This window comes from Vibrio tasmaniensis (assembly GCF_024347635.1).
GTDB lineage: Bacteria > Pseudomonadota > Gammaproteobacteria > Enterobacterales > Vibrionaceae > Vibrio > Vibrio tasmaniensis.
In genome coordinates, this window is sequence record NZ_AP025510.1 from 1,409,309 (window position 1) to 1,422,194 (window position 12,886).

The window sequence follows — 12,886 nt, forward strand, 5'->3', positions numbered from 1 at the left end:
AGGTAGCGCACAGAATCGAAAAAGGGGATATCGCGATTACGTAATCATTGATCTAGCCGATAGTGAGATAGTGATAAGAGGTCGATAATTCGTTGTCGGATCTAAATTAGAACTTTAAATCTAATTTCTAAGTAGTTGTTATCTCAGGAAGAGTTTTTGTGCTATGCGCCCCTATATTAAATACATTATCCCTATTTTAATTCCTTTCATTATCCTTGTAATGCCGCTATCAGCGTTTCCATTTGAAGGCCTTACGATTATTCAACAACGCGTTATCGCGATCTTTTTATTAGCGGCATTGTGCTGGGTGTTCGAGCCTATCCCGATCTACGCGACGTCTGTTGTTATTATCGTTTTGCAATTGTTGATGTTGTCGGATAAAGGGCTGATCTTTTTAAGGTTTGAGCATGGGCAGGAACATTTTGGTGAGTTGTTAAAATACAGCGACATCATGGCGACATTCGCCAGCCCAATCATCATGCTGTTTTTGGGCGGTTTTTTCTTAGCGATGGCCGCCACTAAGTATCGATTAGACGTAAACTTAGCCCGTGTATTATTGAAGCCATTTGGACAAGACCCAAAGTTTGTGATGCTCGGCTTAATGTTGATCACTGGTATCTTTTCGATGTTTATGTCTAACACGGCAACAACGGCAATGATGCTCTCTATTTTAACGCCGGTACTGGCTGTGTTTGGCCCGAAAGACCCCGGTCGTGTAGCGTTTGCGCTTTGTATTCCTGTTGCCGCAAACATCGGCGGCATTGGTACCCCGATCGGTACCCCCCCGAACGCTATCGCACTTAAATACTTAGTTGGCGATAACCTCATTACGTTCGGTGAATGGATGGCATTTGGTGTGCCGTTTGTCGTTATTATGATGGCGTTAGCGTGGTTTTTAATAGGCTTTATGTACAAAGCTGACCAAAAGAAAATCGAGCTAAGCATCAAAGGTAAATTCCTTAAAACACCCAAAGCCATTGCGGTATACGTCACTTTTGCGCTGACCATCATTCTTTGGTTAATGGGTTCAAGCCATGGCATGAACTCTTACACCGTTGCTCTGATTCCTGTCGCTGTGTTCTCACTCACAGGGATCATCAATAAAGAAGACCTGAAGAAAATTTCTTGGGACGTATTGTGGCTTGTATCAGGTGGTATTGCGCTTGGTTTAGCTCTCGATAAAACAGGGTTAGCAAGGCTCGTGGTACACAGTATTCCGTTTGATGCTTACTCACCCTATGTGGTGTTGTTCGGAGCGGCGTTCTTGTGTTTGGTAATGGCAAACTTTATGTCTCATACCGCAACGGCTAACTTGTTAATGCCAATTATGGCTGCATTAGGTTCGTCTATGGCTTCACTCACGCCACTAGGCGGTGAGTTAACGTTAATTCTGGTTGTGACTTTTGCCGCTTCATTAGGTATGTCGCTGCCAATCAGTACGCCACCGAATGCGTTGGCTCATGCCACGGGTCATGTGCAAAGTAATCAAATGGCCAGAATCGGTATTATTTTGGGTGTGGTTGGTGTGCTACTGAGTTTTGTTATGGTGTGGGTGCTACATTCAATTGGTCACATAGGATAACGATACGTGTATCAACAAAAGCTAGAAGCACTTATCGATCGTTATTTTAATCAGACAGAACGTCGGGTGACGTGCCGTGCCGGTAACACCATTATTGAACAATCAGCGTTAAACACTCGTTTATATTATGTGTTTAGTGGAGAACTGGAAGGCTTTTATACCGAAGCGAATGCACCGCGAGTACGCGTGTTTAGCGCGGGTAGTGGGGCTTTTATAGGCGTTCATAGCTTCTTTTCGGGTAATTGGACAGCATCTTCAACGGTTGTTGCTAAAACTGATGTCGAGTTAGCGTGGATCGATAAAGACACGCCTGCAGAAGATGAACGTAAATTTGGTCCTCTTACCGCACAGTTCACACCTGTGATTGTCAATGAGTTGTCGCGTCGTCAACGCCGTGCAACACAAGAAGCGATAGCGAAACAAAAAGCGCTAGAGAAGTTACATACTGCTGAGCAAATGACGACCTTGGGTCAATTGGCTGCAGGGATTGCTCATGAACTTAACAACGCTATTGGTGTAGTAAATAGTAAATCTGGCCGACTTGAAACGGTCATCATGGATCTGCTTGAAGAAGTGCATCCAGAAGCCAGTCAATTTTTCGATTTTGGGTTAATGCATGGTCAGAAAACGTCGTCGTCGGAAGCACGAACACGTGGGCGACAATTTGAAAGAAAATTTGGTTTAGACAAAAACATTGCTCGCTCTCTTGCAAAGGCGATTCCAATTGACGCTTTATCTGCAACAGACGTTATTTCAAAGCATTGGCTGAAAAACCCAGAAGAAGCGATTCGTTTTTGGCAGATGGGCTGTGATTTACATGATTTACGTTTGGCATCTAGACACACCGTTGGCATCGTAAAATCGGTTAAACAACTTGGCAGAGTTGATATTGACACCGAAGAAGCGGTTGATATTAACGACTCCATTAACCATGCCTTATCGTTGTTACAAAGTGAGTTACGTAGAGTGTCTGTGCGATTGAGCCCTGCGGATTTACCGTCTTTTAAAGGCTCGAAAACAGAGCTCGTTCAGATTTGGGTCAACATTGTAAAGAATGCTTGTGATGCAATGTCGAATTCAGAAGATGCCGCAATAGAGATTCAAACCAGATTAAGTAAGAAAAGAATATTAGTTACGATTACGAATAACGGCCCTGAGATAGACGAGGGGACTCGTAGAAAGATATTTCAGCCCAACTTCACCACTAAAAAAGGTGGTTTATCGTTTGGATTGGGCTTGGGTTTATCAATAGTTAAGCGGATTGTGGCGGGTTATGGCGGAAGTATCATTGTGAAAAGTGATGCTTCTAAAACTGTATTTAGAATCAAGTTACCAGTAGAGGGTGAACATGGAGAAGCTTAATTTAATCTGTGTCGATGACCAGAGAGAAGTACTGAGCGCAGTGGTACAAGATTTAGAGCCGCTGGCGAGTTGGCTGAATATTGAAGATTGTGAATCAGCGCAAGAAGTGCTTGATCTCATTGATGAACTTGACGCAGAAGGCGAACACATTACCGTCATCGTGTCTGATCATGTGATGCCAGGAAAAACGGGTGTGGAGTTACTCACTGACGTGTTCCATGACAGCCGCTTTCCGAATACAAAGAAAATTCTTCTTACGGGGCAGGCCACTCACACCGATACCATCAATGCGATTAATGCAGCAGGCATCGACCGTTACTTTGAAAAACCTTGGCAAGCAAGCACATTAGTTGAGTGCATTCGTACTCTTGTCACTGAGTACATATTTGATCAAGGGCTTGATTACACGGACTATCAGAATGAGCTCGACCAACAGGTTGTGTTGAGACGCTTACGCTAGTTTCTTATGTTAGCGACTTACATTGGTCACTAATATAAGTCGCTTGAAATTATATGCACCGAAGAAAGCTTTCTGAAGGAGTTTGTCTTTGAAAGATGTAGTCTTCGGTGCATATATTACCTATCTCTTTTGGTAGTTCAGGTTTAGTACTCAGTTATTAACACACTGGTTGCAAGCTTAAGTCTAAAACTCATACGCTACGCCAACGCCAACATTGTGTTTTCTTCACGAACAATTTCCTGAGCATACAGCAGCACTAAAATGTGTCGCAGAGTATCAGTGTCGTCTGCTAGAAAAGTAAGTCGAAAGTATTCAAAAATGATTCCTAACGTGCGGTATTTGGAGTTCGAAGTCAGGTCGGTATTTACAACGTAAAGGACTAGGCTTTTCACGGCTTACTGCGTAATAATGCATTCGCCCACAAGTGGGGGTTTATAGTCAGTAGGATTTTAAAATGAGTGAGATTGCTCGCTTTCTATCTGGTGAAGCGCCAGATAAATTTGGTCGTAATATAGAACAGTTGTTGGCTTACAATCATTTTTGGTTGGAGCATGATCATAAGTACATTCAAGTCTTTTTCCCAATCGATGAAGGGACTAAGTTTAATCAGCATGCGCCGTTGGTTACTCATGAAGACAGGACGCTTTTTGCTAATTCAGAAGAGCTCCGCACCGCTCATCTGCAAGTGCTTGATCTGATGCTTGAGTTTTGGGGTATGCAGCGGAAAGGGAGTGAAATATCTTCATCGTTGCCACTTAGCCCCGCGAATCACTTATGGCTAAAGAATCATGACCATAACCAGCTAAGGCTAACGCGAGCAATTCGTAGTTTGTACTTGTTAGGCAATGAAGAGGTCGCTACTCGATTATGTGACTTTTTGGTATCAGCGGCGAGCGAGACAGGCTCTGTGTCGGAGAAAACCGTTCAGTATTGGCGTAATGCGTTAAAGGAGCCGGTACGAGTCTAGACATGCCAACAAATCAACCCAAAAAGATTCATTACATGTGGCATTGTGACTACGTGTTAAATTTGATCGTTATGTTCTGAGTTATTACGGCAATATGTGTTCTATGTGCCGAAAACTTCACGGTGCAGTTTCTATCTTTATTGAAAAATGCCTTAAAGTAGGGGTTAGCTTCTGTTTAGATGATCTTCATGTACAAGGAATGTTATGAAAATTTTTAGAACTTTTTTATGTCTTGCTTTAAGTGTCCCTTCTTTTGCTTCTATAGCGAACTCTGAGCAATTAGTTGGGGCATGGAAGTGTAGTACCGCATTACCAATATCTTGGCTTGATGCCTTAAGTATCTATTCACCGGATGGCAGTTTCACTGGTGTAGCAAACTCTATAACAGAAACTAAAGTTCATGAGGGAAACGTGAACTTTGATTTGTTTCTCGTAGGGTCTTGGGCGCTAAACGGCAAAGAGCTGATTACCAATATTACCAATGTTCAAATCGTCCCTAAGAACCCCCAGACAGAAAAAGAGATCGAAACATTAAAGCAAGCAATTAACCAACCCTCACTATTATATTCAGTGCAAGAAGTGCTGCTCCTGACCAATGTTAAATTGAGAACGAGGAACGATACCGGCGCTACAGATAATTGTGTTCGAGCTATCTCTGCATCAGAATTGAGAACAAAAAGTGAATAGCAGGCCGAAAATAGTTGGTGGGATATCTATGAGTATGAGTATGAGTATGAGTATGTGCTTTAGTTTAAAAGTATGGATGGACGATTGAATGGGTATTGTGATTTTTATCGCTACAGTGATTTTAGTTAAATCAATTGAAGCAAAGTTTGGGTACACATATAACATCTTTTCAGATCCACTTGATATCAAGCTAGCCGTTCTCGATGTTGTCTTGTGGGTTTCAGTCTACTTTGGTTTATCTCTTGTTTATGAAAAGGGCAAAGGCATCCTGACTAAAATGGGTAAAGTTAAGAACCCTTCTTGATGGGGAAAATTGAACGCTATTAAGCGTAACCGGAATATTGTTAGTGATTTGAACTAAGATCAAGAGACGGTTTGGAAAAGGAATAGTTATGAATGGAAAAATTGTTCGATGGGTTGATGATAGGGGTTTTGGATTCATCAACTCAGATGAATTAAAGGGCGATGTTTTTGTTCATATATCCAAGTTTCGAAAGGGTTATCGTTCTCCAAAGGTTGGAGATAAAGTTGAATTTCAACTATCACATAGTACTTCTAAACTGAGCGCTTCGAGTGCACAGTTAGTTGGTATCGATCCACTTAAATCCAATCCGTTATCACTTATTTTGTCTGCATTTATCGTTGGTCTTATAGGAGCAGCTTTGTATCTTTTTTTGTTAGAGCCAAAGTTAAATCCGGCATATGAGAGTATGGGTTTTAGCTGCCAAGGAAAAATGTACTGCAGTGAGATGTTATCTTGTGATGAAGCAAAGTTTTATTTAGATAACTGTTCTGATGTGAAAATAGACGGTGATCGTGATGGTACCCCTTGTGAAAGCCAGCACTGCAGTCGCTGGTAAGCAAGTGCGTATAAAGATCATGTACTCATATAGAAAAAAGCCTAAGCATCAATAGGATACTTAGGCTTCAAAAGTTCGCTTTTAGTTTAAACCGTTACTCTGAAAGCTCTTTACGAACGATCTCTGCGCCGGCACTTAGCGCAAGGAGCTTCGCTGAGGCAATTTCGCGAGGAAGGGGCGCCATGCCACAGTTGGTGCACGGGTAGAGCTTATCGGCATCAACATACTTCAGTGTTTCTCGTAGAGTGTCGGCAACTTCTTCTGGCGTTTCAATCGCATTGGTTGCAACATCAATAGCACCGACCATCACTTTCTTACCTCGAACAAGCTCAAGCAGTTCAACCGGTACATGAGAGTTGTGACATTCTAACGAGATGATATCGATATTCGATTGCTGAAGCTTAGGAAATACCTCTTCGTATTGGCGCCACTCGGTACCTAGTGTCTTTTTCCAATCCGTATTTGCTTTGATGCCGTATCCATAGCAAATGTGTACTGCGGTTTCGCACTTAAGCCCTTCAATAGCTCTTTCTAAACAAGCAATTCCCCAATCATTCACGTCATCAAAAAATACGTTAAAAGCAGGCTCATCAAACTGAATAATATCAACGCCTGCAGCTTCAAGTTCTTTGGCTTCTTCGTTGAGGATCTTTGCAAATTCCCATGCTAACTTTTCACGGCTCTGGTAATGCGCGTCGTAAAGCGTATCTATCATGGTCATTGGCCCTGGCAGAGCCCACTTAATCGGTTGATCCGTTTGCTTGCGTAAGAACTTAGCATCTTCGACAAAAACCGATTTTTGACGAGAAACAGGGCCAACGACTGTTGGTACGCTTGCATCGTAACGGTCGCGAATTTTAACGGTTTCACGTTTCTCAAAATCCACGCCATTCAGGTGTTCAATGAAGGTTGTTACAAAGTGCTGACGTGTTTGTTCGCCATCACTTACAATATCAATACCGGCTTGTTGCTGGTCTTGAAGAGAGACACGTAGCGCGTCTTGTTTGCCGTCGGTTAATTCGTCGCCTTCCAGTTTCCATGGAGACCAAAGAGTCTCTGGCTGTGCAAGCCAAGATGGCTTAGGTAAACTGCCTGCTGTTGAAGTCGGTAATAGTGTTTTCATAATTAATACTGCCTATCCTTGGTGATTTAAGAGCGTAATTGCTCGATTAAAGCGCGTAGTTGGCAGACCAGTTCTCTAGAACTGACTGGTATGGCTTAATGAAAGTCTCTTCTGCGAATTTACCTTGTTCAATCGCTAATTGGCTTCGTTCTTCTCGGTCATACACGATTTGAGTTAGCGAGTGGTCCAAGTTTTTCAAGTTTGGTTGGTAGCAGTTACCCGCAACTGCATTCGCGTTGTAAATCTCAGGACGGTAGATTTTTTGGAATGTACCCATGGTGCTGATGGTGCTGATAAGCTCTAGGTTTGAGTAATCGTTCAGCAGATCACCAAAGAAGTAGAAAGCTAGAGGTGCAACGCTGTTTGGCGGCATGAAGTAACGAACTTGTAACCCCATCTTCTTGAAGTATTGTTCAGTCAAAGAAGACTCATTAGGTTGGTATTCAAAACCTAACACAGGATGTTGGTTCTCGGTTCGGTAATAGGTTTTATTATCTGAAACACTTAAACAAATAACAGGTGGTTTATTAAAGTTCTTTTTGTAAACTTCAGAGTTAACGAAATATTTAAAAAGCTTGCCATGTAAATCCCCAAAATCTTCTGGAATAGTGAATTTATCTTGGCCTTTATTATGATCCAATAGACGTACGCTAAAGTCATAATCTCGAACATAGGAAGAAAAGTTATTTCCGATAATGCCTTCAATACGCTCGTTAGTTTTACGGTCTAAAATATTGGTTTTCAGCACTTCAATGGAAGGGAATGCTTCGCCGTTGCTTTCAATGTCCATATCAACAGAAATAATTTCAAGCTCTACAGAGTATCGGTCGCCCTTTGGGTTGTCCCAGTGTGCTAATGCGTTAAAACTATTGTCAATCATCTGTAGTGCATTACGTAAGTTCGCTTGACGGCTGTCGCCTCTAGCCAAGTTAGCAAAGTTGGTTGTGATACGTGTGCTGTCCGCTGGTTGGTAGTTCTCGTTGAGGCTAATGCTCTTAATCGTAAAATTAAATTCTGTATTCATGCTGATCTGATATCCCAATCTGTTGTCTGACTTTCTCGGTCTTTAGAATTAAAATTGCTTTTATTTTTGCTTGTGACCGGATTAATAGTTGAAGGCAATACTGTATGAAAAATTAATACGGTATTAAGTTAATCGCTTGGTGTTTTTATACTTGGTTCGATAAATGATTAACAATGGTATTCCTTCACATTCAACATGAGGAATATTCATGATCTATTCCGTTTGAATATTTAAGTCGGTGTCAGTTATATTAATTAGCTTGATGGAAATATAACCACATTAATAGTGTGTTATTTAAGACAATTAATTTAATTAAGAGATGGACGAAATGAGTGAGTTGCTGTTGTTGATTTTATACTGTGCATTATTAGGCAGTGGTGTTGGGTTTCTAGCTGGTTTGTTAGGGATTGGCGGAGGGCTGATCATTGTTCCGGTGTTAAGCAGCATTTTACTTTATTTAGAAGTTCTACCGTCTGACCAAGTTGTTGTCGCTGCGATTGCGACTTCCTTGGCCTCGATTCTATTTACTTCCACTTCTTCTGCGCTTGCTCACCACAAGAATGGAAACGTGCCTTGGGATTTGGCACCTTGGATCATGTTGGGTGTTGCTCTTGGTGCGTTGGTTAGTGGTTTTATGGCAGCCCTGTTGCCAGAAAAAGTCGTTCGTATTGTGTTCGCCGTGAGTGTGGTTTTGATTGCGATCAAGATGTTCTTAAGCAGCAAAAATGACGCACCTAAGGAACGAAAACTACCAAACAAGGGCGTACTAACAGTTCTAACAACCATTACAGGTGGCTTGTCTGCCATGATAGGGATTGGTGGTGGTGCATTGTTGGTTCCACTATTGACGTTCTTCTCAGTCGATATGAAGAAATCCATTGGTTGCGCGTCGGCTTGTGGCATTGTCATCGCCTTGTTTGGCTCGGTAGGTTACATCAGTTCAGGCAGCAGCCACTTTGCTCTAACAGACGGTTTTGCTGGTTTTGTTTATCTGCCTGCGCTGTTGGGTATCGTATGTACCTCTTGGTTTACAGCTCCGTTAGGCGCAAAAGCCACCAATCATTTACCGGTTCCAACGATTAAGAAGATTTTCTCAGTACTGTTGGTTGTTATCGCAGTAAGTATGGTAGCTCGCTAATTAAAGATTGTTTAAATATGATTATAGAGAGCAAAAACGAATAAATTAATCGACAACCTATAATTAGAAAAGGGCAGTTTTATAACTGCTCTTTTTCTATTTATCAGTCTATGATTATAGCTCTATGTATATGAGTATATTGATAAAGCTTGTAGTTTATTCCATTCAATAAAACGCTATCAATGAGTAATTTATGGATCCTTTAACACAGGGCGTGCTAGGCGCTTCTTTGTCACAGTCGGCAAGCAAAAAACAGCATTTAGTTGTCGCTGGTGTATTAGGGCTGCTCTCCGGGTTGGCTCCAGATTTAGATGCACTGATTAAGTCTCAAAATGACCCTTTGTTGGCTTTGGAGTTCCATCGGCAATTTACCCATTCACTCTTCTTTATCCCCATTGGCAGTTTGATTTGTGCCTTGGTTCTGCATCATCTGATTGCAAAAAGGCGCGGGCTTACTTTCGAACAAAGCTGGCTGTTTTGCGCTCTGGGTTATGGCACTCATGCACTGTTAGACGCTTGTACCACTTATGGCACGCAGTTACTTTGGCCTTTGACTCATGCGCGTTTTGCTTGGAATACCATATCAATCATCGATCCTGTTTATACGCTGCCCATCTTAATTCTACTCGTGTTCGCAACGTTGAAACGAGCGCCTTGGCTAGCACGTGTTACGTTTGCTTGGGCTCTAATTTATCCAACATTAGGGATGATACAAAGAGATAGGGCAGAGGCGATTGGGTGGCAATTAGCGGAACAAAGACAACACTCGCCGATTCGATTAGAGGCAAAACCGAGCTTTGCTAATATCTTGGTTTGGAAAGTGGTGTACGAAACTGAATCTCGATACTACGTAAATGCTGTTCGAGTAGGCACCTCCGTTAAAATCTATCCCGGTGATTCGATCGCTAAGCTGAACGTTAGCCGTGATTTGCCTTGGCTTGACCCTGATTCTCAACAAGCCAAAGATATTGAACGCTTCCGCTGGTTCTCTAATGGTTATATTGCTCAGGACCCAACGGACGAGTTGCGTATTATCGATGTCCGATATTCAATTGTACCGAATCAAATGAAAGCACTATGGAGCATCAAGCTATCAAAAGCTGTTGATGCAAACACGCATGTAAAATATGAAACGCACAGAGATAACACTCCAGAATCGAGACAAATCTTCTTCGGTATGCTCACTGGCGATAAATGATCTAGTTTTAAACAGTAAAAAGGCTGAGTCAGATAATCTGGTCAGCCTTTTTTTTCTGCTGTCTAATAGAAAATTATAGGTAACGGCTTCTCAAATGATCTTTAAAGTATTGCGCATTCAAAGTTTCACCGGTTGCACCTTTCACCAAGTCATCAGTGGTCAGCAGGCTACCTTTGCTCCAAATGTTCGATTCTAACCAAGTGAAGATAGGGGATAGGTCACCGCTTTCAATCACTGAGTTCACATCAACCGTTTTCTTCATTGAAGCCATGAACTGCGCCGCGTACATCGCACCTAGAGTGTAAGATGGGAAGTAACCGAATGCGCCATCTGTCCAGTGGATGTCTTGCATACAGCCGTTAGTGAAGTTGCCTTGAGTGCTTAAACCAAGGTAAGACTGCATCTTAGTGTTCCAAAGTTCAGGGACATCGGTGTGTTTGATCTTTCCGTTGATCAAGTCACGCTCAATCTCGTAGCGCAAGATAACGTGTGCAGGGTAGGTCAGCTCATCAGCATCGACACGGATGAAGTCTTTCTTCACGCGAGTGTAGATCTTCTGGAAGTTCTCTTTCTCAAACTCTGAGCCTGAGAACTGCTGGCCAGCCAAGTTTGCTAAGTGTCCGATGAATGGATCGCTGCGGCCGACTTGCATCTCGAAGAACAAAGACTGAGATTCATGGATGCCCATAGAGCGCGCTTCACCCGCTGGTTGGCCTGCTAGGTGTTTTGGTAAGCCTTGTTCGTAACGTGCGTGCCCTGTTTCATGCACAATGCCCATTAAGCTTTGAACGAATTCAGCTTCGTCGTAGCGGGTTGTGATACGCACGTCTGAAGGCACGCCGCCACAGAATGGGTGAACACTTTCATCTAGTCGGCCGTGTTCAAAATCGAACTGAAGCAGCTTCATGACTTCTAAACCAAGTGCTTTCTGTTTCTCGGTCGAATAGATCCCAGATGGCGCATTAAATTGCTCGCTCGACTGTTTTTCGATGACTTCGTCAATCAGGTTTGGTAGCCATGTCTTAACGTCGGCAAACAAGATATCAAGAGAAGCTGAGCTGGTGCCCGGTTCATAGATATCCAGCATCGCATCATAAGGCGTTAGGTTCGCTGCGTCGGCGCGGATCTGTGCTTCTTCACGAGACAGCTCAACCACTTCACGCCAGTTCTTTTCGAATCCAACCCAGTCGTTGTTACCACGTTGGCTGCGCCATGCATGTTCACATTTCGAACCCGCTAGAGATTTCGCTTCAACCAGTTTTTCTGGCAATAAGTTTGCTTGTTGCCATTGGCGTTTAATTTCACGCAGAGACGATTGTTGCTCGCCATTTAGCGCTTCGCTTTCAGCGTCTGCAATCCAATCGCCAAGCTGTGGTTGCGTCATCAACCCGTGAATATGAACCGAAAGCTCGGCCATTGCTTCACTTCGAGCTTGGTTACCACCGGCAGGCATCATTGAAGCTTGGTCCCAACCACAAATAGAGGCTAGGTGTTGAAAGCGTGAACATTTTTTAGAGTGTTCGACTAGTTTTTTGAATGCGCTCATTTGACTACTCTTAATTTGGTTTCTTTAAATGAACCTTAGGACTGCGTTAGCGTTAAGGTTCATCTCTCATGTACTTTGATTATGGCTCTACTTTTAAAAGACGCTGACCTTCGGAGTCGAAGATAGAGCGATAAAAGCATGAGGCGGTACGATGCCTTGAATTTACTATTTCTTAACAAATCAAACTGTTCTATTGTGCACAAAATCAGTGAGTTGTATAGCTGGTGGCAATTGTTGCTTGCGAATTGTTCAGATACACGGTATTGATCGTAGATCGCTGAACAAGAATGACAATGATATGGATATTTTGAACTTTGAGGCATTTCTGATTGCCATCACTATTTTAACGCTAACGCCAGGCTTAGATACGGCATTGGTAATTCGCAATACCAGCCGTTCTGGCTTATCTGACGGCGTGATGACCAGCTTTGGTATTTGTAGTGGTTTGTATGTGCACGCTTTTTTCTCAGCTGTGGGTATTTCTGCAATCCTCGCTCAATCCGCTGAACTCTTTCAAGCGGTTAAGATGGTGGGTGCGGTTTACCTCATCTGGCTCGGCTTAAGCAGTTTACGAGCGTTGATGAAAAACGATGGCGGTTTGAAGGTGGGTGAACAAGCTCAGCAAGCATACAGTGCAAAGCGTTCTTTGCGTGAAGGCTTTCTGTCCAACGTTCTTAACCCAAAAACGGCAGTTTTCTATTTGGCCTTTTTACCTCAATTTGTAAACCCTGAAGGTTCGCCTTTATTGCAATCTATGCTGATGGCTTCGGTACACTTTATGATTGCTATGGTGTGGCAATGTGGTTTGGCAGGGGCACTTAACTCGGCTAAAAACTTGCTTAAGAATGCGAGTTTCATGAAGTGGATGGAAGGCGTGACTGGCATGGTGCTGGTGGGGCTGGGTGTGAAGCTTTTAATGGAAGAACCTAGCTAAGTCAT

Annotated in this window: 14 protein-coding genes; 10 read left to right on the plus strand and 4 right to left on the minus strand. The window is 42.8% G+C overall.

The features are described from left to right. Positions 1–163 precede the first annotated feature (163 nt). Genes OCV44_RS06435 through OCV44_RS06445 form a run of 3 tightly spaced genes read left to right on the plus strand, consistent with a single transcriptional unit; the run spans position 164 to position 3,404 of the window. Complete coding sequence (locus OCV44_RS06435; protein WP_102578842.1) at positions 164–1,582, plus strand: SLC13 family permease; 1,419 nt, start codon at positions 164–166, stop codon at positions 1,580–1,582. A 6-nt stretch (positions 1,583–1,588) separates the two neighbouring features. Continuing rightward, positions 1,589–2,944, plus strand: coding sequence for an ATP-binding protein (locus OCV44_RS06440; RefSeq protein WP_139684978.1), 1,356 nt, complete (start codon positions 1,589–1,591; stop codon positions 2,942–2,944). After that, a complete protein-coding gene (locus tag OCV44_RS06445) occupies positions 2,931–3,404 on the plus strand; it encodes a response regulator (RefSeq protein ID WP_010438444.1) in 474 nt (157 codons plus the stop codon). Before OCV44_RS06440 ends, OCV44_RS06445 begins: the two co-directional genes overlap by 14 nt. A 197-nt stretch (positions 3,405–3,601) precedes the next feature. On the opposite strand, the gene OCV44_RS06450 is transcribed toward OCV44_RS06445, so the two are convergent. Further along, positions 3,602–3,796 (minus strand): hypothetical protein, encoded by a 195-nt coding sequence (locus OCV44_RS06450; RefSeq protein WP_139684977.1) that lies wholly within the window; start codon positions 3,794–3,796, stop codon positions 3,602–3,604. 62 nt (positions 3,797–3,858) lie between these two features. Between OCV44_RS06450 and OCV44_RS06455 the strand changes: the two genes are divergently transcribed. The 4 genes from OCV44_RS06455 to OCV44_RS06470 all read left to right on the plus strand — a co-directional run bounded on the left by OCV44_RS06455 (position 3,859) and on the right by OCV44_RS06470 (position 5,918). Continuing rightward, a complete protein-coding gene (locus tag OCV44_RS06455) occupies positions 3,859–4,371 on the plus strand; it encodes an opioid growth factor receptor-related protein (RefSeq protein WP_139684976.1) in 513 nt (170 codons plus the stop codon). A 204-nt stretch (positions 4,372–4,575) separates the two neighbouring features. Then, positions 4,576–5,058: a hypothetical protein gene (locus OCV44_RS06460; protein ID WP_139684975.1), complete on the plus strand. Its 483-nt coding sequence runs from the start codon at positions 4,576–4,578 to the stop codon at positions 5,056–5,058. Between the two features lie 88 nt (positions 5,059–5,146). Continuing rightward, positions 5,147–5,362, plus strand: a complete 216-nt coding sequence (locus tag OCV44_RS06465) for a hypothetical protein (RefSeq protein ID WP_139684974.1) — start codon at positions 5,147–5,149, stop codon at positions 5,360–5,362. 88 nt (positions 5,363–5,450) lie between these two features. Beyond that, entirely contained in the window at positions 5,451–5,918 is a 468-nt protein-coding gene (locus OCV44_RS06470; RefSeq protein ID WP_139684973.1) for a cold shock domain-containing protein, read from the plus strand. Between the two features lie 94 nt (positions 5,919–6,012). Here the strand turns inward: OCV44_RS06470 and OCV44_RS06475 are convergent, their stop codons facing one another. Both OCV44_RS06475 and OCV44_RS06480 read right to left on the minus strand, forming a co-directional pair. Beyond that, positions 6,013–7,041 carry a methionine synthase gene (locus tag OCV44_RS06475; RefSeq protein WP_139684972.1) on the minus strand — a complete coding sequence of 343 codons (1,029 nt, stop codon included), beginning with the start codon at positions 7,039–7,041 and terminating at the stop codon, positions 6,013–6,015. A 46-nt stretch (positions 7,042–7,087) separates the two neighbouring features. Then, positions 7,088–8,065, minus strand: coding sequence for a DUF1852 domain-containing protein (locus tag OCV44_RS06480; protein ID WP_139684971.1), 978 nt, complete (start codon positions 8,063–8,065; stop codon positions 7,088–7,090). 328 nt (positions 8,066–8,393) lie between these two features. Between OCV44_RS06480 and OCV44_RS06485 the strand changes: the two genes are divergently transcribed. Next, positions 8,394–9,203 carry a sulfite exporter TauE/SafE family protein gene (locus OCV44_RS06485; protein ID WP_139684970.1) on the plus strand — a complete coding sequence of 270 codons (810 nt, stop codon included), beginning with the start codon at positions 8,394–8,396 and terminating at the stop codon, positions 9,201–9,203. Between the two features lie 193 nt (positions 9,204–9,396). Beyond that, on the plus strand, positions 9,397–10,401 hold the full coding sequence (locus OCV44_RS06490; RefSeq protein WP_139684969.1) for a metal-dependent hydrolase: 1,005 nt from the start codon (positions 9,397–9,399) through the stop codon (positions 10,399–10,401). Positions 10,402–10,474: 73 nt separating this feature from the next. Here the strand turns inward: OCV44_RS06490 and OCV44_RS06495 are convergent, their stop codons facing one another. Further along, positions 10,475–11,947, minus strand: a complete 1,473-nt coding sequence (locus tag OCV44_RS06495) for a carboxypeptidase M32 (protein WP_139684968.1) — start codon at positions 11,945–11,947, stop codon at positions 10,475–10,477. 298 nt (positions 11,948–12,245) lie between these two features. On the opposite strand from OCV44_RS06495, the gene OCV44_RS06500 reads away from it, so the two are divergent. Beyond that, entirely contained in the window at positions 12,246–12,881 is a 636-nt protein-coding gene (locus OCV44_RS06500; RefSeq protein WP_139684967.1) for a LysE family translocator, read from the plus strand. Positions 12,882–12,886 lie beyond the last annotated feature (5 nt).